Source organism: Nocardiopsis dassonvillei (assembly GCF_964273065.1).
Classification (GTDB): domain Bacteria; phylum Actinomycetota; class Actinomycetes; order Streptosporangiales; family Streptosporangiaceae; genus Nocardiopsis; species Nocardiopsis dassonvillei_B.
Genome location: NZ_OZ186815.1, coordinates 4,874,717 through 4,899,243, shown reverse-complemented (window position 1 = coordinate 4,899,243; position 24,527 = coordinate 4,874,717). Strand labels below are relative to the sequence as shown.

Genomic DNA, 24,527 nt, shown 5'->3' with positions numbered 1-24,527 from the left:
TGTTCCGGTTGAATCGGGAACACCGGAAGAGGGACCGTGCACCCCGTTCTTCAGACCGGGTCCCCCTCTCCTCCACTTCCGGGAGAAGCCCATGGCGAAAAGCCTCCTCACCCCGCCCCCCAGCACACGGAGACCGTCCCTTCCCCACCGCCCCCTGGCCCGGGTACTGGCCGCCCTCGGCACCGTCGTCCTGGTCGTCGCCCTGGGCGCGGTGCCCGCGCACGCCGACTACTACTCCGGCGGTGTGGGCACCACACGCTTCACCGTCCGCTACGGGGCGGTCAACGACACCTGGATCGGGTTCTTCAACACCGGCCGCAGTAACTGGAACAACACGACCAACACCAACATCTCCATCACCCGCACCACCAGCACCTCGGTGAACCGGGTGATGACCGCCGGCCGCTACACCGAGAACTGGTACGGCCTCTACTCCCCGTCGGGCACGCGGGCCAACCGGAGCTTCACCATCCGGATCAACGCCCGGCGGCTGTCCGAGGACTCCGGAAGCAACATGACCGCCTGGTGCCGCAGCACCTCCCTGCACGAGCTGGGCCACGCGCTCTCTCTGGCGGACAACCCGAACACGACCCGGCTGTCGGTCATGAAGCACAGCCGCGACAGGACCAGGATCACGCCCTACGCCTACGACACCGCGGAAGTCCGGCGCATCTACTGAGGAGGGAAGAGCCATGAGAACGATCACCCTGACCGCGGCGACCGGCCTGGTTCTGGCCCTCGCGGCCTGCGCAGCGCCGGACTCCCCGGAGACCGTTGCCGACGACGTCGTGGTCTACCAGCCCGACTACCCGGTATACGACACCCCCGAGGGCCTCCTCTCGTCCGCGGACCTGGTCGTGGAGGGGGTCATCACCTCCTCGAGCGTCCAGGAGATCGACATCCTGCTCCCGCCGGAGGAGGGCCTGGACCCCGCGGCCGACCCGGCGGCCGGAGTGCCGGACTCCGAGGAGGAGGCGCTCCTCGTCTTCACCGTCCACGAGGTGGAGGTGACCTCGGTGGTGTCCGGGGACGCGCAGGTCGGAGAGACCATCGAGATCAAGCAGCTCGGCGGTGTCATGGACGGCGTCGAGTACGTCGAGCCTGGCGCCGTCGCCCTGGAAGCCGGCCGACCGCACCTGCTGTTCCTCAGCGGGGTGTACGACGTCCCCTTCTCACTGATCAATTCCCACCAGGGCGCCTACTCCGTGGAAAGCGACAGCGGATTCGAACCGCTGCACGCGGAGAACCACGTTCCCATCAGCACGGACGATATCGAGGAGTTCTCCGAGTAATCCCCGGAGTTTCACAAAAACCACAGGAGTAACCCGCTCCCCGCCTCCCGGAGGCAGGAAAAAAATCCGGGAGGCGGGGAACCTCTTTTTCTCCGAAAGAGTCCAAGGTGAATACGGCCCCGGCTCGGGGCCCACATCCGAGGAGTACGGAGATGCGAGCGATCCGGATCCAGAGCACGGGGGGTATCGCGGTGGCCTCTGTGTCGGTCCTGGCCCTGGTGGCCTGTTCGTCCCCTTCCCCGAGCAGTGAGGGCGCGATGGGCGACTACCCGTCCTACGCTTCGGCACAGGAGCTGTTCGAGGCCGCCGACCTGGTCGTCGAGGCGACCGTGGAGGGCTCCCGCACCGAGCCGATCGACGTCTCCGAGGGCGACGGGGCCGAGGAGGGGCTGGAGCCGATCGAGTACACCGTGTACACCCTGGCGGTGTCGGAGGTGTTCGAGGGCCGGGACCCCGGGGGGGTGCTGGAGGTCAAGCACGAGAACGGCGCCACCGACGACCTGGAACTGCGCGAGGGGGAAACCTACGTGCTGTTCCTGGCGACCTACGACGACGTGCCGGCCTCCCTGCTCAACCCCGACCAGAGCGTGTACCTGGTGGGTGGCGACGGGGAGCTGGAGCCGGTCGGCGGCACCCTGGAGGTGACCCGCGAGGACCTGGGCTGACCCGGGTCCGGAGCGGTCCGCGCCCGGGAGGGAGACCGGGTCAGAGGAAGGACAGCGCCCAGGCCGGGGCCAGGACGATGACCAGGAAGCGGGCGGTGCGGGTGACGAAGGTGATGGCCGAGAACAGCACGACGTTCATCCGCACCACCCCCGCCAGGACCGAGACCACCACGAACGGCGGGATGCTCGCGAACGAGCTGAGCGCCAGCAGGCCCACCCCCCAGGCGGGGCGCTCCTCGGCCCTGCGCCGCCAGCGGGCGGCGCGCTCGGACCACTTGCCCGGGGTCTCGGTGCGCCGTCGCAGCCACGGGGCCGAGAGCGTCCCCCTGCCCGCGTAGTAGTAGGGCAGCTTCCCCAGGGTCTGGCCCAGGCCGGCGGCGACCGCCATGGCCACCAGGGCGCCGTCGCCGTTCAGGGCGACGGCGCCGAGCAGGTAGACCTCGATGTTGATGACCGGAACGAGTCCCGCCGCGAGGGCGACGACGAAGGCCAGCCCGGTCTCGACCACCGCGCGCCCCGGGTCAGCTCTCCGAGGCCGCGAGCTGGCCGCAGGCCCCGTCGATCTCCTGCCCGCGGGTGTCGCGCACCGTCACGGAGACCCCGTGCGACTGGAGGCGCCGGACGAACTCGCGCTCGTCCTCGGGGCGCGACGCCGTCCACTTGGACCCCGGGGTGGGGTTGAGCGGGATGAGGTTGACGTGGACCAGGTGGCCCTTGAGCAGCCTGCCGAGCAGGTCGGCCCGCCAGGCCTGGTCGTTGATGTCCTTGATGAGCGCGTACTCGATGGAGACCCGGCGGCCGGTCGTGCCCGCGTAGCGCCAGGCGGCGTCGAGCACCTCGGCGACCTTCCAGCGGGTGTTGATCGGCACCAGCTCGTCGCGCAGCTCGTCGTCGGGGGCGTGCAGCGAGATCGCCAGGCGCACCTGCATCTTCTCCGCGGTGAGCTTGTCGATGGCCGGGACCAGGCCGACCGTGGACACGGTGACGCCGCGCTGGGAGATGCCCAGCCCCTCGGGCACCGGGTCGGTGATCCGGCGCACCGTCTCCAGGACGCGCTTGTAGTTGGCCATGGGCTCGCCCATGCCCATGAACACGATGTTGCTGATCCGCCCCGGTCCCCCGGCCACCTCGCCGCGGGCCAGGTCCCGGGCGCTGGCCACCACCTGCTCCACGATCTCGCCGGTGGAGAGGTTGCGGGTGAGGCCGGCCTGGCCGGTGGCGCAGAACGGGCAGTTCATGCCGCAGCCCGCCTGTGAGGAGATGCACAGGGTGACGCGGTCCGGGTAGCGCATCAGCACCGACTCGAAGAGCACCCCGTCGAACGCCTTCCACAGGGTCTTGCGGGTCATCCCGTTGTCGCAGGTGATGTGTTTGACCGGGGTGAGCAGGCGGGGCAGCAGCGCCTCGCCCAGCTTCTCCCGGGAGGCGGCGGGCAGGTCGGTCATCGCCGAGGCGTCCGACTCCAGACCGCCGAAGTAGTGCTTGGCGATCTGCTTGGCCCGGAAGGGCTTCTCCCCCAGGTCCGAGACGACCTGGGCCCGCTCCTGCGGGGTGAGGTCGGCCAGGTGCCGGGGCGGCTTGGCACGGCGCGGTGCGACGAAGGTGAGCTCGGCGGGCATAGAGAGTCCGTAAGGGGTGGAGTCGATGGTCTCGGCCCGGCGCGGGACGGCAGCGGCTCGGGTCGTTATACGACCTATACGCGGCTGCGGGTACGGCTCCGCCTGTCAGGGCACTACCGTCGATTCTACGCACTGTGGGGACGGGTCGGATCGGGCCCGAAGAGGACGGCGGATCGGCACACGTGGGAGGGCCGGTGACAGGGATCGAGGTCCTGCTCGACGAGATCAGCCCGTACCAGAGCCGCCGTGTCGTCGTCGAGTGCGACTCCCGGACCACGGCCGCCTACCTGCTGGACGCGCGCGGGCGCATCCGCGTCCCGGTGTGGCTGGCCAACCACGAGATCGCCCCCCGCAGCGCCGAGCCCGGCGGGTCCTTCGAGGGCCGGGCGCCGCTGATGCCGGAGGGGCACACCAAGCACCCGCAGGGCCGGCCCCGGTTCGACCCCTCGTGCCTGCGCGCGGTGTGGTTCGAGGAGGGCGACGGGGTCGCCCTGGTCGACGAGGAGGGGCTGCTCGCGGTCATCCCCGGCTGGGCGGAGGCCGACAGCGGGCTGCCCGGGTACGCGCGCGAGGCGATCGGGCGCAGCGCCTACGCCTGGGAGCTGGACCCGGTCAAGGGCCAGCTGTGGCCGCGCGTGGTGCACGCCGAGGCCTACTGGGACTGGCGGCGGGCGTCGGGCGCCTGGCGCAGTGTGCAGCGCACGGTGCTGGGCCACCTCAACCGGTCGGTGGGCGAGGCGGGCCACTACTGGGACGTGTCCGACGGCCACCCGCCGCTGCTGCGGGTGTCGGAGCGCCCTCCCACCGAGCACCGGCCGTTCACCATCCTGTCCACCGTGGGCATGTGCGGGCAGCGGATGCCCACCCTGGACCGGTACATGGCCGACACGTCCCGGTACGCGCGGGTGGAGCTGGCGCTGGCCACCACCATGCCCGCGCACCACGCCGCGCGGATCTTCCGGTGGATCGGGGCGTTCCCCTGGCGGGCGGTGACCTGGTTCGGCACCGGGCACACGGTGAAGTGGCTGGACAACCCCGAGGACCGGGCGATGCGCCGGGGGGCGGGGGCGGTGCTGCTGCTGGAGGACCCCTCCCCGCTGGTCGCCGCCGCCGGGCACGCGCCGCCGGACACCGCGGGGCTGACCTTCCAGGGCGACCCGGTGCGGTGGCTGTGGATCGTGCCCATCACCCGCCCCGAGCACCTGTTCGCCAAGGAGCACGACAGCGCGACCCTGGTGGAGAAGCTGGCCGCGGAGGGCCGCAGCTGGATCCTCTCGTGAACCCGTGTCCGCCCGCTCCGGGCCCCGGGACGGCCCCGGGGGTTCCGGTGGGCGGGGCGCGGACGTGACGGCGACGGAGGACGCGGGGCGCGCGGCCGGGATGGGGGCGCCGCTGCGGCACGGCCCGTTCCGGGCGCTGGCCGCCGGCCGGCTGCTGATGTCCCTGGGCAACGGGCTGGCGAACGTGGCGCTGGCGTTCGCGGTGCTGGACGTCACCGGTTCGCTGGTCCACGTCGGCCTGGTGGTGGGTGCGCGGTCCGTCGCCAACGTGGCCCTGCTGCTGCTCGGCGGCGTGGTCGCCGACCGGCTCCCCCGCTCCCTGGTACTGCGCGGCGGCTGCGCGCTGGCCGCCCTGGCCCAGGGGACGCTGGGCGCGGCCCTGCTGGCGGGGGCGGCGTCGCTGCCGCTGATGATGGTGCTGAGCGTGCTCAACGGGGCCGCGGCCGCGGTGAACCTGCCCGCGTCCGCCGCGCTGCTCCCCCAGACGGTGCCCCGCGGCCTGCTGCGGCAGGCCAACGCGCTGGTCCGGCTGACCGGCAACGGTGCGATGGTGGCGGGGCTGTCGCTGGGCGGGACCCTGGTCGCGTTCGCCGGCCCGGGGTGGTCCATCGCGGTGGACGCCGTGCTCTACGCCCTGGCCTGCGCGGCGTTCGTCCTGCTGCGGGTGCCGCGCGACCCGTCCGGAGCGGAGCGGGTGAACGTGCTGCGCGACCTGGTCGAGGGGTGGCGCGAGTTCACCTCCCGCCCGTGGGTGTGGGTCGTGGTGGCGCAGTTCATGGCCACCAACGCCGCCTGGTCGGCCTCGGTGGCGGTGCTGGGCCCGGCGATCGCCGACGGGTCCTTCGGCCGGGCGGTCTGGGGCCTGGTCGTGGCGGCCCAGAGCGCCGGGATGCTGGCGGGGGGATTCCTGGCCGCCCGGTGGCAGCCGCGCCGCGCCCTGCCCTTCGGGGTGGCGCTGGTCGCCGTCCAGGCGGTGCCGCTGTACGCGCTGTCCCTCCCGGTGGCGCCCCTGGCGCTGGTGGCCGCCATGTTCCTCGCCGGGGTGGCGGTCGAGCAGTTCGAGGTGGCCTGGCACGTCTCGCTCCAGGAGAACGTCCCGGCCGACCGGCTGTCCCGGGTCTACTCCTACGACGCCCTGGGGTCGTTCGCCGCCCTGCCGGTCGGGCAGGTCGCGATCGGCCCGCTGGCGGCGGCCGTCGGGCCGCGGCGGGCGCTGCTGGCCATGGCCGTGCTGACGGTGGCGGCGACCCTGGCGGCGCTGGCCGTGCCGGGCGTGCGCCGCCTGCGCAGGCTCGGCTAGGCCGTGTTTTTCGAACCTCCGCTCCGCTTCGGTCCACGTTCGGCGCCTTTGGAAAGGCGGGAACCCTCGGCCCCACGGGAACGTCCTCGTTCCCCGGACACCCCCTCCGGGCCTGCAGAACCCCGCCGGCGCCTCACACACCCCCCCGCGGAACAGAACGGCACTCGAAAAACAGACCCCAGGCGTACCGGCCGGGATGTCGGTGGCGCGGGCGGCGGGCGGGCCGGGCGAGCGGAGGTTCGGAGAACGCGGCCCCGGCGGCGGCTAGCTGGCGACGCCGCGGTCGAGGCGGACCTGGCTGAGCACCCGGTGGAAGGAGGCCATCTCCTCGTCGCTGAAGCGCTCGACGAAGCTGCGCAGGGTGGCCTGGGGCTCGGGGCAGGTGTCGAGGAACTCGTCCATGACCCGGGCGGTGTACTCGGCGTGGGACTCCAGCGGCCAGTAGACCCAGGCCCGGCCGCGCTTCTCCCGGTCGAGCAGGCCCTTGTTGAAGAGGATCCCGGCGACCGTCATGACGGTCGTGTAGGCGATGTCCCGGTCGTAGACCATCGTCTCGTGGATGAGCCGGACGGGCAGCGGCTCCTCGGACCGCCACAGCGCGTCCATGATGGCGGCTTCCAGTTCCCCCAGGCCCCTCATGGGTCTCTCCCACCCCTGCGTGTCCGGTGTGCGCGTATCGCGATCTTGGCACGTGGGAGGCGTCGGCGCGGGAGAACACCGAAGAGCGCGCAGATCCGCACACCTGCGCCGCCGTTCACCGGCGTTTCGAGAGTACGGCCGACCCGTTGCGGAAGGGAAAGGAGGTGCGCGAGGGGGTGCGCGACGACCGGGCCCGGGCCCCACCGCTCCCGCTGGGAACGTCGGCGGTGGGACCCGGCCGTCCCGCCCGGTCGCTTGCACCTACTCCGACGGGCCCCGGCGGGATCGGGTTCCCCCGGAATCTCGATATCGAGAGTGGTACGGGCCACATTGGGAACGGCCGGTTGCGGACAGAAGCTTCACACCTCGAAATCGCCGCAAAAAACTACAAACCAGGCACCATGGACACACCACGCTTGGCTACCGGCACGTAGCGGGAGCACGATTGTGAAAAAATGTTAGCTATCTCCCAGTTTCAACACGGCTCGCGTTCCCCGAGGGGAGGCCGGTACAAGTAGCCTGGTACCCGACGAGTGCCGGCCTGGTCAGACCGGTCTTCCGCCACGCGGTCGACCCCTGTTCTTCCTTGAGCCCGCCGAGCCGGCAGCCACCCGTCTTCCTACACATTCACGAGCGAGCTGCGGAAGTGGGCGATCTCCGCCGTGTCGTCTGAGGCGTCTCAACCCCTGACAGATTTCGGTCCCAACGAGTGGTTGGTCGAGGAGCTTTATCAGAAGTACTTGAACGACCCGAACTCGGTCGACAAGGCCTGGTGGAACTTCTTCGCGGACTACAAGCCCGCGGAGTCGGCCGGTACGAAGAGCGGGGGGACCACCGCCGCCAAGGCGCAGGCCACGCCCCCCGCCGCGACCGCCGCACCCAGGAAGCCCGCCGCTCCGGCCCCCGCCGCGACGGCGGCCCCGAGCACGGACGAGGCCCTCCGGGTCGACGAGGAGCGGCTGCGCGGCGCACCGGCGCGCACCGCCACCAACATGGAGTCGAGCCTGGCCATGCCCACCGCGACCAGTGTGCGCGCGGTGCCGGTCAAGCTCCTCTTCGACAACCGGATCGTCATCAACAACCATCTCCGGCGCGGCCGCGGTGGGAAGGTCTCCTTCACCCACCTCATCGGCTACGCCATGGTCAAGGCCCTCGAGTCGATGCCGGAGATGAACTACTCCTACACGGAGATCGATGGCAAGCCCGGTGTCGCCAAGCCCCGGCACGTGAACTTCGGCCTGGCGATCGACCTGCAGAAGCCGGACGGTTCGCGCCAGCTCGTCGTTCCCTCCATCAAGAAGTCCGACGAGATGGACTTCATGGAGTTCTGGAGCGGCTACGAGGACCTGGTCCGCAAGGCCCGCACCAACAAGCTGGGCGTGCCGGACTTCCAGGGCACCACCATCAGCCTCACCAACCCCGGCGGCATCGGCACCGTGCACTCGGTGCCGCGCCTCATGCCGGGCCAGGGCACCATCCTGGGCGTCGGCGCGATGGAGTACCCGGCCGAGTTCCAGGGCGCCTCCGCCGACACGCTGGCCGAGCTGGGCATCAGCAAGGTCATGACGCTGACCTCCACCTACGACCACCGCATCATCCAGGGTGCGCAGTCGGGTGAGTTCCTGCGCCGGATCCACCAGCTGCTGCTGGGCGAGAACGGCTTCTACGACGAGATCTTCAACTCCCTGCGCATCCCCTACGAGCCGGTGCGCTGGGTGCAGGACATCCACGTCAACAAGGCCACCCAGCTCGACAAGACCACCCGGGTCCAGGAGCTGATCCACGCCTACCGCGTGCGCGGCCACCTCATGGCCGACACCAACCCGCTCGACCACGAGCAGCGCAAGCACCCGGACCTGGACGTGCTCCAGCACGGCCTGACCCTGTGGGACCTGGACCGCGAGTTCCCGACCGGGGGCTTCGGCGGCAAGCAGGTCATGAAGCTGCGCGACATCCTGGGCGTGCTGCGCGACACCTACTGCCGCACGGTGGGTATCGAGTACATGCACATCCAGAGCCCGGAGGAGCGGGAGTGGATCCAGTCGCACGTCGAGCGCGAGCACGAGAAGCTCGACCGCGACGAGCAGCTGCACATCCTGCACCGGCTCAACAGCGCCGAGGCCTTCGAGACCTTCCTGCAGACCAAGTACGTGGGTCAGAAGCGCTTCTCCCTGGAGGGCGGCGAGTCCCTGATCCCGCTGCTCGACGGCGTGATCTCCAGGGCCGCCAAGGCCGAGCTGGACGAGGCCGTGATCGGCATGGCCCACCGCGGCCGCCTCAACGTGCTGGCGAACATCTGCGGCAAGTCCTACGGGCAGATCTTCGGCGAGTTCGAGGGCAACCTCGACCCGCGCAGCGCGCACGGCTCCGGTGACGTCAAGTACCACCTGGGCACCGAGGGCGTCTTCCAGACCCGCGAGGGCGAGAAGATCAACATCTCGCTGGCGGCGAACCCGTCCCACCTGGAGACGGTCGACCCGGTCCTGGAGGGCATCGTCCGCGCCAAGCAGGACGTGCTCGACAAGGGCGCGCACGGCTTCACGGTGCTGCCGATCCTCATCCACGGCGACGCGGCGTTCGCCGGGCAGGGCGTGGTCGCCGAGACCCTGAACCTGTCCCAGCTGCGCGGTTACCGGACCGGCGGCACGGTCCACATCGTGGTGAACAACCAGGTGGGCTTCACCACCTCGCCGTCGGACAGCCGCTCCAGCGTGTACGCCACCGACGTGGCGCGCATGGTGCAGGCGCCGATCTTCCACGTCAACGGGGACGACCCCGAGGCCGTGGTCCGGGTCGCGCACCTGGCCTTCGCGTACCGCCAGGCGTTCAACAAGGACGTCGTCATCGACCTCGTCTGCTACCGGCGCCGCGGCCACAACGAGGGGGACAACCCCGAGTTCACCCAGCCGCTGATGTACAACGTCATCGACGCCAAGCGCTCCACCCGCAAGCTGTACACCGAGGCCCTCATCGGCCGCGGCGACATCACGGTGGAGGAGGCCGAGTCGGCGCTGCGCGACTACCAGACCGAGCTGGAGCGCGCGTTCACGGAGACCCGTGAGGCCGACAAGAAGCCGATCGAGCCGGGTGCCGTGGTCAAGCCCGAGGTCTTCACCGAGGGCCGCCTGGACCACTCCTCGGTCGAGACCGCCATCAGCACCGAGGCCGTCAAGCGGATCATCGACACCCAGGTGAACATGCCCGAGGGCTTCACCCCGCACCCGCGGCTGGCCCCCCAGCTGACCCGCCGGGCCACGATGGTGGAGAACGACGCGGTGGACTGGGCCACCGGCGAGCTGCTCGCCTTCGGCGGGCTGCTGCTGGACGGGCACCCGGTCCGCCTCATCGGCCAGGACAGCCGCCGGGGCACCTTCGGGCAGCGCCACGCAGGCCTGGTGGACCGCGAGACCGGCGAGGCCTACACGCCGCTCAAGCAGTTCGACAACGGCACCGTGAAGTTCCACGTCCACGACTCGCTGCTGAGCGAGTACGCGGCGCTGGGCTTCGAGTACGGCTACTCGCTCACCCGCCCCGAGGCGCTGGTGATGTGGGAGGCGCAGTTCGGCGACTTCGTCAACGGCGCCCAGACCATCATCGACGAGTACATCAGCTCGGGCGAGCAGAAGTGGGGCCAGCGCTCCAGCGTCACCCTGCTGCTGCCGCACGGCTACGAGGGCCAGGGCCCGGACCACTCCTCGGCCCGGATCGAGCGGTTCCTCCAGCAGTGCGCGCAGGAGAACATGACCGTCGCGATGCCGACCACCCCGGCGAGCTACTTCCACCTGCTGCGCTGGCAGGCGAAGTCGCCGATCGAGCGGCCCCTGGTCGTCTTCACGCCCAAGTCGCTGCTGCGCCTGAAGGCCGCGACCTCCGCCGCCTCCGACTTCACCTCGGGGCACTTCCGGCCGCTCATCACGGACGACTCGATCGCTCCGGAGAAGGTGCGCCGCGTGGTGCTGTGCTCGGGCAAGATCTACTACGACCTGGACGCGGCGCGCCGCAAGAGCGGTGACAAGCACACCGCGATCATCCGGGCCGAGCGGCTCTACCCGCTGCCGATCGAGGAGATCCGGGAGCAGCTCAAGGCCTACCCGAACGCGGGCGAGGTCCTGTGGGTCCAGGAGGAGCCGGCGAACATGGGCCCGTGGCCGTTCGTCGCCCTGGTCTTCTCCGAGCAGCTCGACCGCCCGTTCACCCGGATCTCGCGTCCGGCGTCCTCCTCTCCCGCGGCCGGCTCGGCCAAGCGGCACGAGGCGGAGCAGCGCGCCCTGGTGGACACGGTCTTCCCGCCCGCGGACTAGCGGGGGCGGCACGGTGTACTACACGGATCGCGGAATCGAGGAGCTGGAGAAGCGCCGCGGCGAGGAGGAGGTCAGCTTCGCCTGGCTCGCCGAGCAGCTGCGGACGTTCACCGACGTCCACCCCGAGTTCGAGACCCCGGTCGACCGGCTGGCCACCTGGCTGGCCCGGCTGGACGACGAGGACGAAGAGTAGGGCGCACCCCTGAGGGGCCCGGGAGATCTCCCGGGCCCCTCCGGCGTTCCCGGGGCGTGCGCCCGGGACTCCTCGGGGAGAACCCGGAGACACCCCCGGGAATCCGCGACATATCTTGAGTTCGCCGGACTCGCGACATATCGTGAGGACATCGGAGCGAGCGAAGGGGTGCACACGATGGCGCGTTGGACCATCGACAGGCCGACGACCCAGACCCTCGACGGCATCGTGGCCTTGCGGGTACGGATCCTCGGCGGACAGGTCAACATTCTTCCCACCGACGACCCGGTCACCTTCGAGGTGACCGACATCGTCGGGGAGCCCCTCCTGGCGGTCCAGGAGGCGGGCATTCTCACCATCCACTACGAGGACCTCACCGGGTCCGGGCTGCTGGAGCGGCTGCGCCCGGTCCAGCTGGGCGGCTACAGGCAGGTGCAGCGGCGCAGCGCCACCGTGAACCTGCGCGTCCCCCGGGACTGCCCGGTCGACGTCACCACCATGGCGGCGCCGATCGTGGTCGCGGGCGTGGGCTCGCGTACCAGGCTCAAGACCGCCTCGGGCGAGGTCACCGTGGACGGGGCGACCGGCGAGACCGACATCAACACCGTCTCCGGCAACGCCTCCCTGCGGGACGTGTCCGGGGGCCTGGCCTTCAACAGCGTCAGCGGGCAGCTGGCCGTGGCGGGCGGGCGCGTCTCCTCCCTGAGCGCCAAGACCGTCTCCGGCTCCGTGCTGGCCGACACCGACGTGGCCCCGGCCGGCCGGGTCCGGATCAACACCGTCTCCGGCGAGGTCGCCCTGCGGGTGCCCGCGGACACCTCCGCCTCGGTGGAGATCCGCAACGCCAGTTCGTCGGTGGACTCCGACTTCGGACTGGAGAAGCGCGGCGGACGCGCCCGCACCGTCCTGAGCGGGCGCATCGGCAGCGGGGTGGACCCGGCGACCATCACCATCAACTCCGCGTCCAACCGGACCGCGCTGCTGCGGCGCGCGCCCGAGGCACCGGCCGCGATCCCAGAGGGGGCATGAATGAGCACTTTCTTCGGCCACGGCAGGCTCCGGCTCTACCTGCTGAAACTGCTGGACGAGAGCCCCAGGCACGGATACGAGATCATCAGCCTGCTCCGGGACCGGTTCCTGGGCGTGTACTCGCCCTCCCCCGGCACCATCTACCCGCGGCTGGCCCGCCTGGAGGAGGAGGGGCTGGTCACCCACACCGAGGAGGGCGGCCGCAAGGTCTACAGCCTCACCGACAAGGGGCGTGAGGAGCTGCGGGCGCGCGAGCACGACCTGGACGACCTGGAGCGGGAGATCACCGACTCCGTTCGCGACATCGCCCGGGCGGTCAAGCAGGACGTCCGCGAGACCATCAGCTCGCTGCGCGAGGAGCTGAAGTTCGCCGCGGGCGGCGCCCGCCGCCCGGCGGAGCAGGCCCCCGGGCAGGAGCCGCCGAAGCAGGAGGCGCCGACCGGGCAGGCCCCGGGTCAGGGGGAGCCGTCCGCCGAGGAGGCCCCCCGGGCCGGGGCCGGGCGGGACTCCCGGGAGGGGGACCGCGGGGAGGCGAAGGACGACCACTCCTGTGACGACGGCCACCGCTGGTCGCGCGAGTGGGAGAAGTTCACCCAGGGGTTCGGCGCCTTCGGGGCGGTCTGGGGCCGGGGCGGCTCCGGTCGCGGCCCGGAACTGGACCAGGCCCTGCGCGAGTTCAGCGAGCGCGTCCGCGATGTGGCCCGGGAGGCGGGCACGGTCGGCGAGGCCGCCGTGCACGATCTGCGCCGCATCCTGGACGACACCCTCGAGGTGATCCGCCGGGACGTGCGCACCTGGGGTCCGCCGGACGGGCGGTCCGCGGAGCCGGAGGCGGAGAAGCCCGAGGCTGAGAAGCCACAGGCGGAGAAGCCCGAGGCTGAGAAGCCACAGGCGGAGAAGCCCGAGGCTGAGAAGCCGCAGGCGGAGAAGCCCGAGGCTGAGAAGCCGGAGGCAGGGGGGCCGCAGGCTCCCGGCGCCGGGAAGCCGCCGGCCTCCGGACCCGAGGCCTCCCGGCCCGGGGCCGCCGAGGCCGGGCCGTCGCGGACCGGGGCACCGGAGGAGGCCGCGGAACCGCCGCAGGCCGCGGACGGCGGGCCGGGGACCGCGGAGTCCGAGGAGTCCGGGTCCGCGCGGCCCATGCCGCCCGCCGACGACGACGGCAGCGGCGGCGACCCCTGGAGCCGGGTGGTCGACGACCCCGGCACCGACAGGTAGCCGCACATCGGGAAGGGCCCGGAGGGGCGCCGCGGGGGCGCGCCTTCCGGGCCCTTCGCGTGTCCGGTCAGCGGCGGGCGACGCCGTCCCGGCGGGCCTGGGCGGCGACGGCGGCCGAGACCGCCGGGACCACCCGCTCGTCGAAGGAGCTCGGGATGACGTAGTCCGCGGACAGGGCGTCACCGACGAGGTCGGCCAGCGCCGTGGCGGCGGCCAGCTTCATGTTCTCGGTGATGTCGGTGGCGCGGGAGTCGAAGGCGCCCCGGAACACGCCGGGGAAGGCCAGGACGTTGTTGATCTGGTTGGGGAAGTCGCTGCGGCCGGTCGCGACCACCGCGGCGTACTTGCGCGCGACGTCGGGGTGGATCTCCGGGTTGGGGTTGGCCATCGCGAACACGATCGAGTCGGCGGCCATGGTCGCGACGACCGACTCGGGGACCTCGCCGGCGGACAGGCCGATGAACACGTCGGCCCCGGCCAGGGCGCTCTCGATGGAGCCGCGCAGACCCGCCTTGTTGCTGATCGCGGCCAGCTCCTGCTTGACGGGGGTCAGCCCCTCCCGGCCGTCGTAGATCATGCCCTTGGAGTCGGCCACGGCGATGTCGCCGATGCCGCCGTCGATGAGCATCTTGGTGACGGCGACCCCGGCCGCGCCCGCGCCGGAGACCACGGCGCGCAGGTCGCCCAGGGTGCGCCCGGTCAGGCGGGCGGCGTTGTGCAGGGCGGCCACGGTGACGATGGCGGTGCCGTGCTGGTCGTCGTGGAAGACGGGGATGTCCAGCCGCTCGCGCAGGCGCTTCTCGATCTCGAAGCAGCGCGGGGCGGAGATGTCCTCCAGGTTGATGCCGCCGAAGGAGGGGGCCATCCGCACGACGGTCTCGACGATCTCGTCGACGCCGGTGCAGGCCAGGGCGATGGGAACGGAGTCGACACCGCCGAACTGCTTGAACAGCAGCGACTTGCCCTCCATGACGGGCAGGGAGGCCTCGGGGCCGATGTCGCCCAGGCCCAGGACCGCGGTGCCGTCGGTGACGACGGCGACCAGGTTGCTGCGCCAGGTGTAGTCCTCGACCAGCTCGGGCGTGTCGGCGATGCCGTTGCAGACGCGGGCGACACCCGGGGTGTAGGCGAGGGACAGGCCCTCGTGGTCGTGGACGTCGATGGTGGAGGTGACCTGGAGCTTGCCGCCGCGGTGCAGCGCGAAGGCGGGATCGTCGTCCAGGTGCGGATTCCGGGTACGCGAAGAAGAATCGCTGGTCATCGAAAACCCTTCAAGGTCTTACTGCCGCCGCCGTCGGCCATGACGTGGCGGATGGTGTCGGTGCGTACCGCGCGCGAAACAGGTGTGCCGTGCTAGGGGAGCCCTCTCCGGCGCCGGTCGGCCATGACCGGTGGTGTCGCCGGAGGGGTCGTGCTTCGCCTGACTCTTATGCGAGTTCTGCGCGTACGCCTCTCTACGGGGATGACCCGTTACGCAATCCTCTCACAACGGTGACCGCAGGAAAATCGCAGGGTCGGCAACATGGGACGGCACCGACGTATCAACATTTGCCACATATCGCACCGTATGTCGCTTTGGTTCGGGTGGAGGGGCCGCGAACCCGACTCCGACCAGGCACTTCGTGCTCCAGAAGGAGAATCACGATGGCCCTGCACAAGCCCCTGTCCGCGCCCTTCTCCGTCGGCGCCATCGCCCTGGCCGGTGTCCTCGCCCTGAGCGCCTGCGGCGGCTCCGGCGAACCCTCGGGCGAGGAGTCCGCGGCCCCCGAGAAGCCCGCGGTCGAGGTCGACGACGAGCTGGCCGCCCTGGTGCCCGCCGACATCGCCGAGGCCGGCACGGTGGCGATCGGCGTGGAGGCGTCCTACCCGCCCGGCGAGTTCCTGGACGCCGACGGCGAGACCGTCCTGGGCTTCAACGTGGACCTGCTCGAGGCCGCCCTGGGCAAGCTCGGCCTGGAGGCCCGGTGGGAGCCCACCACCTTCGACTCCATCATCATCGGCGTCGACACCGGCACCTACGACCTCGGCTCCTCCTCCTTCACCATCACCGAGGAGCGCATGGAGCAGGTCAACATGGTCTCCTACTTCTCCTCCGGCACCCAGTGGTTCGCCCAGGCGGGCAACCCGCAGGGCGTCGACCCCGACAACGCCTGCGGCATGCGCATCGCGGTCCAGTCCGACACCACCCACGACGAGGACATCGAGGCCCGCAGCGAGGCCTGCGTGGAGGCGGGCGAGGAGGCCATCACCATCCAGAAGTTCGAGAACCAGCCGCTGGCCACCGAGACCGTGGTGTCGGGCGTCAACGACGCCTCCCTGGCCGACATGCCCACCGCGGCCTACGCCCTGGAGCAGACCGGTGAGGGCGTCCTGGAGTTCATCGGCGAGCAGTACGACGCCGCGCCCTACGGCATCCTCACCCACAAGGACGAGACCGAGCTGGCCGACGCCATCGCCGCCGCCTTCAACGCCATGATCGAGGACGGCACCTACGAGCAGGTCCTGGGCGAGTGGGGCGTCGAGGCCGGCGGCCTGGAGGCCGCCGAGGTGAACCCCGCCGCGGAGTGAGGGAAGACCTCCCCCGTCCGTCACTGAACGAAAGTCCGACACGTGTCCTCACCGAGCACACCGACGGTCGGCCCGGAGCCGGGTGGATCCCCGGTTCCGGGCCGACCGGCCGAGCCCATCACCGCCGTCCCCGTCCGCTACCCCGAACGGTGGGTCGCGGCCGGAGTCGTCCTGCTCCTCGCGTCGATGTTCGTGCACATGCTCTTCACGAACGACGCCTTCAACTGGCCGTTCATGCTGGAGCACATGTTCTCGGACCCCGTCGTCCGAGGCGTGTGGATCACCATCAGCGCCACCGTCCTGTCGATGGTCATCGGCATCGCCCTGGGCATCGTGCTGGCCGTGATGCGGCTGTCCGGGAACCCGGTGCTGAGCACCGTCTCCTGGATCTACACCTGGTTCTTCCGGGGCGTGCCGCGCCTGGTCCTGGCCGTGCTCTTCGGCAACCTCGCGATCCTCTACCAGACCATCGAACTGGGCCTGCCGTTCGACAACTACTGGATGGCCTGGCTGGGCCTGGAGGGCGACGCCCGCTTCTTCGAGATCGACACCCGCACCCTGCTGAGCGGCTACGTGGCCGGCCTCATGGCGCTGTCGCTCTCCGAGGGCGCCTACATGGCCGAGATCATCCGGGCGGGCCTGCAGTCGGTCGACAGGGGCCAGACCGAGGCCGCCCAGGCCCTGGGCATGAGCCGGGCCAGGGTCCTGCGGCGCATCACCCTGCCGCAGGCGATGCGGGTGGTCATCCCGCCCACGGGCAACGAGACCATCGCCATGCTCAAGGACACCGCGCTGCTCGCCTACGTCCCGGTGACCATCGAGCTGTTCTACCAGCTCCAGGCGATCGGCGCCCGGACCTACCAGATCTTCCCGATGCTGGTGGCGGCGTGCCTGTGGTACCTGGCCATCACCAGCGTCCTGATGGTGGGCCAGTACTTCATCGAACGCCGCTTCAACCCCGGCCAGTACGGCGGCATCCGCAACCGCATCGTCGGAGGGGCGCACTGATGAGCGAGCAGAACGGGACGGCGGTCGAGGCCTCCGAGGGCGCCGGACTCCCCTCCGACGCCATCGTGGTGGCCGAGAACGTCCACAAGAGCTTCGGCCGCCTGGAGGTGCTCAAGGGCATCGACCTCCAGGTCCGGCGGGGCGAGGTCATGTGCATCATCGGCCCCTCCGGGTCGGGCAAGTCGACCTTCCTCCGGTGCGTCAACCACCTGGAGAAGCTCACCGCCGGGCGCCTGTGGGTCAACGGCGAACTGATGGGGTACCGGCAGAAGCGCGGCAAGCTCTACGAGCTGCGGGAGACCGAGGTCGCCGCCCAGCGCAGCGACATCGGCATGGTCTTCCAGCGCTTCAACCTGTTCCCGCACCTGAGCGTGCTGGGCAACATCATCGAGGCGCCGACGCAGGTCAAGCGCGTCCCCAGGGCCGAGGCCACGGCCAGGGCCATGGAGCTGCTGGACCGGGTGGGCCTGCCGGACAAGGCCTCCGCCTACCCCGACCAGCTCTCCGGCGGCCAGCAGCAGCGCGTGGCGATCGCACGCGCACTGGCGATGGAGCCCTCGCTGATGCTGTTCGACGAGCCCACCAGCGCCCTGGACCCGGAGCTGGTCGGCGAGGTGCTGGACGTGATGCGGGACCTGGCCGAGAACGGCATGACCATGATGGTCGTCACACACGAGATGGGGTTCGCCCGCGAGGTCGGCGACTCCCTGGTGTTCATGGACGACGGCGTGGTCGTGGAGGCCGGCGTGCCCGCGGAGGTGCTGGGGAACCCGCAGCACGACCGCACCCGGGCGTTCCTGTCCAAGGTGCTGTGAACCGCCCTCCTCCGGGCGGCCCGCACCCCTCCGGGGGGCGGGCCGCCCGCTTTTTGCACGCTCTCCCGGAGAAACGCGCCGTCGCCCCTTGACCGGGGGCCGACGGGGACACAGAGTCGGGTTGGTGAGCACAGCGGGCGAGGACATGAACGTACGGCGGTCGTGGGCGGAACGGGGGCGCGCGGAGCCCTGGGAGGGTCCCGCGCTGCGGCGCACCCGGGAGATCCTGTGCGCGGGCGCGCGCGAGCGGACCCTGGAGGTGGGCGTGGGCACCGGGGCGAACCTGCGGTACTACCCGCCCCAGGTGCGGCTGACCGCGATCGACCCCGACCCGGCTGCGCTGGCCGCGGCCCGCGAGCGCGCCGAGGAGCTGGGGCTGGTCGCCCGCTTCGCCGAGGGCGACGCCCGGTCCCTGGACTTCCCCGACGAGAGCTTCGAGACCGTGGTCTGCACGCTGGCCCTCAGCGCCGTCGAGGAGCGGGAGGAGGCGCTGCGGGAGATGTACCGGGTCCTGGTGCCGGGCGGGCGGCTGCTGGCCGCGGAGCGGATCGTCCGTACCGGCCTCCCCTCCCGGCTGTGGAGGCGCCGTCGCGACCACCCCCGGCGCGCACCGCGCGAGGCGGCCGCCGAGGCGGGTTTCCGGGTCGGCCACCACGACCGGCTCTTCTTCGGGAGGGTCGAACGGATGGTCGCCCACCGGCCCTGACGCCCTCCGGTGTGCACGTAGGCTGGAAAAGGCCCTGTCCCCTCCCGCAGCCCGAGGTGCACGATGATCCGTCCCGCCGTGCCGGACGACCTGCCCGAGATCCTCGCCATGATCCGGGAGCTCGCCGAGTACGAGAAGGAGCCGGACGCGGCGGTCGCCACCGAGGACGACCTGCGCGCCGCGCTCTTCGGACCCGAGCCGAAGGTGTTCTCGCACATCGCCGAGGCCCCCGGGCCGGAGGGGGAGCCCGTCACCGTCGGGTTCTCGGTGTGGTTCCTCAACTACTCCACCTGGACCGGCCGGCACGGGATCCACCTGGAGGACCTCTACGTGCGCCCGCAGGCGCGCGGCGGCGGGCACGGGCTGGCGCTGCTGCGCACCCTGGCACGGATCTGCGTGGAGCGGGACTACACCCGGCTGGAGTGGTCCGTGCTCGACTGGAACGAGCCGTCCATCCGCTTCTACGAGGCGCTCGGGTCGCGCCCCATGAGCGAGTGGACGGTACGCCGCCTGGACGGCGAAGCCCTGACCGCTCTGGGCTCCCGGGCCCCCTGATCACGACCGTTCGTCTCGGGTTCGGCCCGATCGCGCGGACACGATCCGTTCTCCCTGCGTCAGTGGCAGGGTGAAACGAGATACATTGCATTCAAGCGGCAACCTCGCCCCCCGAAGGAGGGACGTGACCGAAGAAACCGCTGTGCCCATGGCCGACGCCACCGGTGTACGCGACGCTGTCACCGTCAACATGCCTGCGGACAGTGCATACCTGTCCGTCCTGCGCACGGCGACGGCGGGCCTGGCCGCCCGGCTCGACTTCACCCTCGACGAGATCGAGGATCTGAGGATCGGTGTCGACGAGGCCTGCGCGATGCTCCTCTCCCAGGCGCTGCCCGGCACGGAACTGACCACCGAGTTCGAGCTCACCGCGGACGGGATGCGCATCTCCGTCTCGGTGCTCACCGCCGACGGCCGGCTGCCCGCACGCGACACCTTCGCCTGGACGGTGCTGTCCGCCCTGGCCGGAGAGGTCGACGCCGTGGTCGGCTCCGACGACCGTGTCTCCATCGTCCTGTACAAACGCCGCGGCACCTTGGAGCCGGCGTGAGCGAAAGGGGGCCCGCTCTGACCGCGAAGACCGAGCACGCGGTGCCCGACCGGGCGCGCGCGAGAGCGCTGTTCGAACGCCTCAACGAACTGGAGGCCGACTCCGAGGAGCGGCGCAGGATCCGCGACGAGCTGGTGGAACTCCACCTCCCGCTGGTGGAGTACCTGGCCCGCCGGTTCCGCAACAGGGGGGAATGGCTGGACGACCTCACCCAGGTCGCCACGATCGGGCTCATCAAGTCGATCGACCGGTTCGACCTGGAGCGCGGGGTGGAGTTCTCCACCTACGCCACGCCCACGATCGTCGGTGAGATCAAGCGTCACTTCCGGGACAAGGGGTGGGCCGTCCGGGTCCCCCGGCGCCTCCAGGAGCTGAAGCTCTCACTGACCAAGGCCGTCAGCGACCTGTCGCAGCGCGAGGGGCGCTCGCCGACGGTCGCCGAGCTCGCGGCGCACCTGCAGATGACCGAGGAGGAGGTGCTGGAGGGCCTGGAGTCCGCCAACGCCTACTCGACGGTGTCACTGGACGCTCCGGACAGCGGGGACGAGGACGCGCCCGCGGTGGCCGACTCCCTGGGGATCGTGGACGAGTCCCTGGAGGGCGTGGAGTACCGCGAGTCCCTCAAACCGCTCCTGGAGCAGCTGCCGCCCCGGGAGAAGCGGATCCTGCTGCTGCGGTTCTTCGGGAACATGACCCAGTCGCAGATCGCCCAGGAGCTCGGCATCTCACAGATGCACGTGTCGCGCCTGCTCGCACGCACCCTGGCCCAGCTCCGGCAGGCCCTGACCACCGACGACTGACGCGCGCCGACGGCCGCGGCTCACCGGCCCTTCTTCTCTCCCGGGTCATCGGGGAACAGGGCCGCGGTCGTCGGAGGCGAGAGCACCGCGGCGGAGGCGGTCACGGCCACGGCCACCAGCACGCCGCCGATCAGGTACTGCCCGCTGGTGAACATGTAGTACGCCACCACGCCGAGGAAGAGCTGCGTGACGAAGACCGGCGTGCGCGCCCAGTCCCTGAGCCGCCACAGGCCCTGGGCGACGAAGACCAGCAGCGCCGCCACGCCCAGTCCGATGACGGTGAGGGGCAGGGCGCTGTCCAGTTCGCCGGTGCGCCCGGTGACCACGGTGAACATGCTGTAGAGCCCGCCGATGCCGGCGGCCGCCCCGACCAGCGCTTCCAGCGCTGCCGCGACGACGACGGTGAACGGGCGGTGAGAGACCTCGGAAGACACGCACCGAGCCTATCCCCGTATCGCCCGCCGTCCCCCACCACCCCGGGCGGACGGCCTCCGGCCGCAGCACCCCCGCACCGGCGTGCTCGGCGCCCCTCGGGCGGTGCCGACCCCGGGTCCGCCCCCCGTGGGCCTACACTGGCCGTGTGCGCGCCCTTTTCATCGTGAACCCCCAGGCGACCACGACCACATCGCGGACCCGCGAGGTGATCCTGGGCGCCCTGGCGTCGGAGTTGGACGTCACCGTCGCCGAGACCGAGTACCGCGACCACGCGGTCGAGCTGTCCCGCAAGGCGGCCGCCGACGGGTACGACCTGGTGGTGAGCCTGGGCGGCGACGGCACCGTCAACGAGGTCGTCAACGGCCTGCTGGCCACTCCCGCGGAGCTGAAACGGCCCCGCTACGCGGTGATCCCCGGCGGCAGCGCCAACGTCTTCATCCGCGCCCTGGGGGTCTCGGGCGACCCGGTGGAGGCCACCGGGACGATCCTGGAGGCGCTGCGGGCGGGCCGGGAGCGCGAGATCAACCTGGGGCGGATCACCAGCGACCAGGACGACCGCTACTTCACGTTCTGTGCCGGGTTCGGCTGGGACGCGGACGTGGTCCAGCGGGTGGAGCACGAGCGGGCGAACGGGCGCAAGGCGACCCCGGCGCTGTACGCGGAGGTCGCGGTCAAGCTGTTCTTCGGCGGGGATATCCGCGATCCGTCACTGGGCGTGCAGACCCGCGAGGGCGGGGTGAACGACGTCTATTTCGCTCTCGTCACCAACACCACGCCGTGGACTTACGCGGGCGCCCTGCCGCTCCAGCCGACCGCCGCCTCCCGTTTCGAGCTGGGGTTGGACGCTTTCGCGCTGACCCAGGCGGGGCACGCGCTCACCGGCTGGATCCTTTCCCAGATGTTCTTCCCCAAAGGGCTTCCGGCGCACGGCGACGGCTATCTGACCTGGCACGATCAGGAGACTCTGCGGATCACGTCGTCCCACCCGAGGGCGTTCCAAATCGATGGCGAGTACCTCGGGGAGCGGGAAGAGGTCAACTTCCATTCCGTACCGAAGGCATTACGAATCGTCTGTTAATTGTCGGTGCGGTCGCCATTCATCGGCACTGTGACGCATGCGACATGCCATACGGGACCTTTGACCCCGGGGGCTCTTGCACGCCGGGTTCAGGCCTGCCACGCTCGAGATATCGCCGCGAGTTACGGGCGAGTTAATTCGGGCGTTTCCCATGTGGCGGCGGGGTGAACCCGCGGCCCGGACCCACCGGTGGGACCCATCCACCGGGCGCCCGCCGCGCAGTGTTCGTGAAAATCTTCACAAGCCCCCGGACCTCGACATGAGGAGTGGACCGCATGGACTGGCGCCATGAAGCAGCCTGCCGTGACGAAGACCCCGAACTCTTCTTCCCCATCGGCAATTTCGGCCCGGCCCTGATGCAGATCGAAGAGGCCAAGGCCGTGTGCCACCGCTGCCCCGTCAGCTCCGCCTGCCTGAACTGGGCGCTGGAGAGCGGCCAGGACGGCGGTGTCTGGGGAGGCACCAGCGAGGACGAGCGCCGCCTGATCAAGAAGCGGCGCGGCATCTCCCACCGTTCGATGGTACGGGGCTGACCCGGCGCACCCGCACCGCCCCCCGGTCAACGGCCGGGAGCGGCCGCTGGTCGCGGCCGCCCGCCTCCGCCCCGTACGTCCCCGCCCGGCGCAGCGGGGACGCCCCTCCCCCCTTTCCCGGACCGGCCAGGCCGTGTTCTTCGAACCTCCGCTCCGGTTCGCGTTCGGCGCCCCCGGAGGGCGGGAACCCTCGGCCCCACGGGGACGTCCCCGTTCCCCGGACACCCCCTCCGGGCCCCCAGAACCCCGCCGGCGCCTCACACACCCCCGCGGAACAGGACGGCACTCGAAAAAGGCCCTAGGGCAGTGACGCCTCTTCCCGGTCCAGCGGCAGGGTGATCGCCACCTCGGTCCCGCCGCTCTCCTTGGGTTCGATCGCCAGAGTCCCCCCGAGCTCCCCCACGATGAGGGTCCGCACGATCTGCAGACCCAGGCTCGTGGTCCCCTCCAGGTCGAAGTCCTCCGGCAGGCCCCCGCCGTCGTCGGAGACGGCCAGCTCCAGGCTGCCCGCCCCGGTGTACCCGGGGCCGCCCTCGAACCTGCGCACCCGCACCTCGATCGACCCCGGCCCCTGCCCCAGGCCGTGCTCCACCGCGTTCTGCACCAGCTCCGCCAGCACCATCGACAGCGGCGTCGCCACCAGGGCGTTGAGCAGGCCGAACCCGCCCACCCGGCGCGGCACCACGGTGTTGCCCGAGGACGTGGAGGAGACCTCCGCCGCCATCTGGATGACCCGGTCGGCGATGTCGTCGAAGTCCACGACCTCGTCGGGGGTGTGCGACAGCATCTCGTGGACGATCGCGATGGACCCGACCCGGCCGACCGCCTCGTCCAGCGCCGCCCGCGCCTCGGGCACGTCCAGCCGCCGCGCCTGGAGCCGGAGCAGTGCCGCCACCGTCTGCAGGTTGTTCTTGACCCGGTGGTGGATCTCCCGGATGGTGGCGTCCTTGGTCATCAGCTCGCGCTCGCGGCGGCGCAGCTCGGTGACGTCGCGGACCATGACCAGGGCGCCGATGCGCACCTTGTCGATGATGAGCGGGATCGCGCGCAGCTGCACGGTGACGCCGCGCGCCTCCACCTCGGCCTCCTGCGGCGCCCGGCCGCCCGCCGTGTAGGTGAGGTTCTCGTCGCGGGCCTCCCCCGGCGCCGCCAGCTCCAGGGTGATGCGGTCCAGGCGGGCGCCCACCAGGTCGGCGGCGAGCCCCAGCCGCCGGTAGGCCGACAGGGCGTTGGGGCTGGCGTAGACGACCTCGCCGTTCTGGTCCAGGCGCAGCAGGCCGTCCCCGACCCGGGGCGAGCGCACCATCAGCGGCCCCTGGTCGATGAACGGGAAGACGCCCTCGGCGATCATCTGCGCCAGGTCCCCCGCGCTCTGGAGGTAGGTCAGCTCCAGGCGGCTGGGGGTGCGGGCCGAGCTGAGGTTGGTGCTGCGCTGGATGACCGCGATGAGGTTGCCCTGCCGGCGCACCGGAATGGTCTCCTCCCGCACCGGCACCCCGCCCGACCAGTCCGGGTCGCCGTCCCGGCAGATGCGGCCCTCCTGCCAGGCCCGGTCGATGAGCGCCCGTCGGCCCACCACCCGGGGGGCGGTACGTGATGTGACGTCCGTCATATCGTCGTAGAGGACGGTCTCGACCAGGTCGTCCTGGAACGCCGTGGGGCCCGTGGTGGGGCGCATCTGCGCGACGGCCACCCAGCCGTCGTCCTCGCGCAGCCGCACCCAGAGCACCAGGTCTGCGAAGGAGAGGTCGGCCAGCAGCTGCCAGTCGGAGACGAGGGAGTGGATCCACTCCAGGTCGGCCTGCTTGAGAGACGTGTGACGCCTGATGAGATCACTGAGGTGAGGCACTCACAAATCATCCCATGAAGGCGTGCATACTCAAGAGGTACGCGCTCGACCAGTGGTCCACACCAATTCCGGGCGCGGTCGAACGCGGAGGAGACTG

The 24,527-nt window shown here is 71.0% G+C and carries 24 protein-coding genes; 18 read left to right on the top strand and 6 right to left on the bottom strand.

Annotated elements, in window-relative coordinates; all coding sequences use genetic code 11:
* Positions 1–91: 91 nt before the first annotated feature.
* From ACSUPR_RS21950 to ACSUPR_RS21940, 3 genes are all read left to right on the top strand, one after another.
* The gene (locus tag ACSUPR_RS21950) at positions 92–679 is read left to right on the top strand and encodes a hypothetical protein (protein WP_436886588.1); all 588 of its coding nucleotides are present in this window, start codon (positions 92–94) and stop codon (positions 677–679) included.
* Positions 680–692: 13 nt separating this feature from the next.
* Positions 693–1,292: a hypothetical protein gene (locus tag ACSUPR_RS21945; RefSeq protein ID WP_436886587.1), complete on the top strand. Its 600-nt coding sequence runs from the start codon at positions 693–695 to the stop codon at positions 1,290–1,292.
* Between the two features lie 152 nt (positions 1,293–1,444).
* Positions 1,445–1,957, top strand: a complete 513-nt coding sequence (locus ACSUPR_RS21940; RefSeq protein WP_436886586.1) for a hypothetical protein — start codon at positions 1,445–1,447, stop codon at positions 1,955–1,957.
* Positions 1,958–1,997: 40 nt separating this feature from the next.
* Here ACSUPR_RS21940 and ACSUPR_RS21935 read toward each other — a convergent pair whose 3' ends face one another.
* Together ACSUPR_RS21935 and rlmN are read right to left on the bottom strand one after the other, a co-directional pair.
* The gene (locus ACSUPR_RS21935; protein ID WP_436886585.1) at positions 1,998–2,465 is read right to left on the bottom strand and encodes a hypothetical protein; all 468 of its coding nucleotides are present in this window, start codon (positions 2,463–2,465) and stop codon (positions 1,998–2,000) included.
* A 13-nt stretch (positions 2,466–2,478) separates the two neighbouring features.
* Entirely contained in the window at positions 2,479–3,576 is a 1,098-nt protein-coding gene (gene rlmN / locus ACSUPR_RS21930) for a 23S rRNA (adenine(2503)-C(2))-methyltransferase RlmN (RefSeq protein ID WP_436886584.1), read from the bottom strand.
* 194 nt (positions 3,577–3,770) lie between these two features.
* Here rlmN and ACSUPR_RS21925 point away from each other — a divergent pair, with 194 nt between their 5' ends.
* Positions 3,771–4,856 (top strand): suppressor of fused domain protein, encoded by a 1,086-nt coding sequence (locus tag ACSUPR_RS21925; protein ID WP_436886583.1) that lies wholly within the window; start codon positions 3,771–3,773, stop codon positions 4,854–4,856.
* 100 nt (positions 4,857–4,956) lie between these two features.
* Entirely contained in the window at positions 4,957–6,156 is a 1,200-nt protein-coding gene (locus tag ACSUPR_RS21920) for an MFS transporter (protein ID WP_436892097.1), read from the top strand.
* Positions 6,157–6,420: 264 nt separating this feature from the next.
* Here the strand turns inward: ACSUPR_RS21920 and ACSUPR_RS21915 are convergent, their stop codons facing one another.
* A complete protein-coding gene (locus ACSUPR_RS21915; RefSeq protein ID WP_436886582.1) occupies positions 6,421–6,795 on the bottom strand; it encodes a BlaI/MecI/CopY family transcriptional regulator in 375 nt (124 codons plus the stop codon).
* Positions 6,796–7,457: 662 nt separating this feature from the next.
* Here ACSUPR_RS21915 and ACSUPR_RS21910 point away from each other — a divergent pair.
* From ACSUPR_RS21910 to ACSUPR_RS21895, 4 genes are all read left to right on the top strand, one after another.
* Positions 7,458–11,096 (top strand): multifunctional oxoglutarate decarboxylase/oxoglutarate dehydrogenase thiamine pyrophosphate-binding subunit/dihydrolipoyllysine-residue succinyltransferase subunit, encoded by a 3,639-nt coding sequence (locus tag ACSUPR_RS21910; RefSeq protein ID WP_436886581.1) that lies wholly within the window; start codon positions 7,458–7,460, stop codon positions 11,094–11,096.
* Positions 11,097–11,109: 13 nt separating this feature from the next.
* Positions 11,110–11,289 carry a DUF6104 family protein gene (locus ACSUPR_RS21905; RefSeq protein WP_306370359.1) on the top strand — a complete coding sequence of 60 codons (180 nt, stop codon included), beginning with the start codon at positions 11,110–11,112 and terminating at the stop codon, positions 11,287–11,289.
* A 177-nt stretch (positions 11,290–11,466) separates the two neighbouring features.
* Positions 11,467–12,318, top strand: coding sequence for a DUF4097 family beta strand repeat-containing protein (locus tag ACSUPR_RS21900; RefSeq protein ID WP_436886580.1), 852 nt, complete (start codon positions 11,467–11,469; stop codon positions 12,316–12,318).
* The gene (locus ACSUPR_RS21895) at positions 12,319–13,533 is read left to right on the top strand and encodes a helix-turn-helix transcriptional regulator (protein WP_436886579.1); all 1,215 of its coding nucleotides are present in this window, start codon (positions 12,319–12,321) and stop codon (positions 13,531–13,533) included.
* A gap of 67 nt (positions 13,534–13,600) precedes the next feature.
* On the opposite strand, the gene ACSUPR_RS21890 is transcribed toward ACSUPR_RS21895, so the two are convergent.
* Positions 13,601–14,794, bottom strand: a complete 1,194-nt coding sequence (locus ACSUPR_RS21890; protein WP_436886578.1) for an NAD(P)-dependent malic enzyme — start codon at positions 14,792–14,794, stop codon at positions 13,601–13,603.
* 383 nt (positions 14,795–15,177) lie between these two features.
* On the opposite strand from ACSUPR_RS21890, the gene ACSUPR_RS21885 reads away from it, so the two are divergent.
* From ACSUPR_RS21885 to ACSUPR_RS21855, 7 genes are all read left to right on the top strand, one after another.
* Positions 15,178–16,101, top strand: a complete 924-nt coding sequence (locus ACSUPR_RS21885; RefSeq protein ID WP_436886577.1) for an ABC transporter substrate-binding protein — start codon at positions 15,178–15,180, stop codon at positions 16,099–16,101.
* Positions 16,102–16,143: 42 nt separating this feature from the next.
* Positions 16,144–17,109 (top strand): amino acid ABC transporter permease, encoded by a 966-nt coding sequence (locus ACSUPR_RS21880; protein WP_436886576.1) that lies wholly within the window; start codon positions 16,144–16,146, stop codon positions 17,107–17,109.
* Complete coding sequence (locus ACSUPR_RS21875) at positions 17,109–17,924, top strand: amino acid ABC transporter ATP-binding protein (RefSeq protein ID WP_436886575.1); 816 nt, start codon at positions 17,109–17,111, stop codon at positions 17,922–17,924. The genes ACSUPR_RS21880 and ACSUPR_RS21875 overlap by 1 nt, the downstream gene beginning before the upstream one ends.
* A gap of 145 nt (positions 17,925–18,069) precedes the next feature.
* Positions 18,070–18,630, top strand: coding sequence for a class I SAM-dependent methyltransferase (locus ACSUPR_RS21870; RefSeq protein WP_436892096.1), 561 nt, complete (start codon positions 18,070–18,072; stop codon positions 18,628–18,630).
* A gap of 63 nt (positions 18,631–18,693) precedes the next feature.
* The gene (locus ACSUPR_RS21865; RefSeq protein WP_436886574.1) at positions 18,694–19,185 is read left to right on the top strand and encodes an N-acetyltransferase family protein; all 492 of its coding nucleotides are present in this window, start codon (positions 18,694–18,696) and stop codon (positions 19,183–19,185) included.
* A 124-nt stretch (positions 19,186–19,309) separates the two neighbouring features.
* Entirely contained in the window at positions 19,310–19,735 is a 426-nt protein-coding gene (locus ACSUPR_RS21860; protein WP_436886573.1) for an anti-sigma factor, read from the top strand.
* A 41-nt stretch (positions 19,736–19,776) separates the two neighbouring features.
* On the top strand, positions 19,777–20,535 hold the full coding sequence (locus tag ACSUPR_RS21855; protein ID WP_184287956.1) for a SigB/SigF/SigG family RNA polymerase sigma factor: 759 nt from the start codon (positions 19,777–19,779) through the stop codon (positions 20,533–20,535).
* A 20-nt stretch (positions 20,536–20,555) separates the two neighbouring features.
* Here ACSUPR_RS21855 and ACSUPR_RS21850 read toward each other — a convergent pair whose 3' ends face one another.
* Complete coding sequence (locus ACSUPR_RS21850; protein WP_436886572.1) at positions 20,556–20,969, bottom strand: hypothetical protein; 414 nt, start codon at positions 20,967–20,969, stop codon at positions 20,556–20,558.
* Between the two features lie 146 nt (positions 20,970–21,115).
* Here ACSUPR_RS21850 and ACSUPR_RS21845 point away from each other — a divergent pair, with 146 nt between their 5' ends.
* Both ACSUPR_RS21845 and ACSUPR_RS21840 read left to right on the top strand, forming a co-directional pair.
* Entirely contained in the window at positions 21,116–22,048 is a 933-nt protein-coding gene (locus ACSUPR_RS21845) for a diacylglycerol/lipid kinase family protein (protein WP_436886571.1), read from the top strand.
* A 275-nt stretch (positions 22,049–22,323) separates the two neighbouring features.
* Positions 22,324–22,581, top strand: a complete 258-nt coding sequence (locus tag ACSUPR_RS21840; protein ID WP_436886570.1) for a WhiB family transcriptional regulator — start codon at positions 22,324–22,326, stop codon at positions 22,579–22,581.
* Between the two features lie 298 nt (positions 22,582–22,879).
* Here the strand turns inward: ACSUPR_RS21840 and ACSUPR_RS21835 are convergent, their stop codons facing one another.
* The gene (locus ACSUPR_RS21835) at positions 22,880–24,430 is read right to left on the bottom strand and encodes a sensor histidine kinase (RefSeq protein ID WP_436886569.1); all 1,551 of its coding nucleotides are present in this window, start codon (positions 24,428–24,430) and stop codon (positions 22,880–22,882) included.
* Positions 24,431–24,527 lie beyond the last annotated feature (97 nt).

What these genes read in the sequence shown, in the direction of transcription:
- ACSUPR_RS21865 (WP_436886574.1), top strand. Translation starts at nt 18,694, where the DNA reads ATGATCCGTCCCGCCGTGCCGGACGACCTGCCCGAGATCCTCGCCATG.
- ACSUPR_RS21870 (WP_436892096.1), top strand. Translation starts at nt 18,070, where the DNA reads ATGAACGTACGGCGGTCGTGGGCGGAACGGGGGCGCGCGGAGCCCTGG.
- rlmN (WP_436886584.1), bottom strand. Translation starts at nt 3,576, where the DNA reads ATGCCCGCCGAGCTCACCTTCGTCGCACCGCGCCGTGCCAAGCCGCCC.
- ACSUPR_RS21895 (WP_436886579.1), top strand. Translation starts at nt 12,319, where the DNA reads ATGAGCACTTTCTTCGGCCACGGCAGGCTCCGGCTCTACCTGCTGAAA.
- ACSUPR_RS21945 (WP_436886587.1), top strand. Translation starts at nt 693, where the DNA reads ATGAGAACGATCACCCTGACCGCGGCGACCGGCCTGGTTCTGGCCCTC.
- ACSUPR_RS21920 (WP_436892097.1), top strand. Translation starts at nt 4,957, where the DNA reads ATGGGGGCGCCGCTGCGGCACGGCCCGTTCCGGGCGCTGGCCGCCGGC.
- ACSUPR_RS21875 (WP_436886575.1), top strand. Translation starts at nt 17,109, where the DNA reads ATGAGCGAGCAGAACGGGACGGCGGTCGAGGCCTCCGAGGGCGCCGGA.
- ACSUPR_RS21885 (WP_436886577.1), top strand. Translation starts at nt 15,178, where the DNA reads ATGGCCCTGCACAAGCCCCTGTCCGCGCCCTTCTCCGTCGGCGCCATC.
- ACSUPR_RS21890 (WP_436886578.1), bottom strand. Translation starts at nt 14,794, where the DNA reads ATGACCAGCGATTCTTCTTCGCGTACCCGGAATCCGCACCTGGACGAC.
- ACSUPR_RS21915 (WP_436886582.1), bottom strand. Translation starts at nt 6,795, where the DNA reads ATGAGGGGCCTGGGGGAACTGGAAGCCGCCATCATGGACGCGCTGTGG.
- ACSUPR_RS21900 (WP_436886580.1), top strand. Translation starts at nt 11,467, where the DNA reads ATGGCGCGTTGGACCATCGACAGGCCGACGACCCAGACCCTCGACGGC.
- ACSUPR_RS21950 (WP_436886588.1), top strand. Translation starts at nt 92, where the DNA reads ATGGCGAAAAGCCTCCTCACCCCGCCCCCCAGCACACGGAGACCGTCC.
- ACSUPR_RS21840 (WP_436886570.1), top strand. Translation starts at nt 22,324, where the DNA reads ATGGACTGGCGCCATGAAGCAGCCTGCCGTGACGAAGACCCCGAACTC.
- ACSUPR_RS21940 (WP_436886586.1), top strand. Translation starts at nt 1,445, where the DNA reads ATGCGAGCGATCCGGATCCAGAGCACGGGGGGTATCGCGGTGGCCTCT.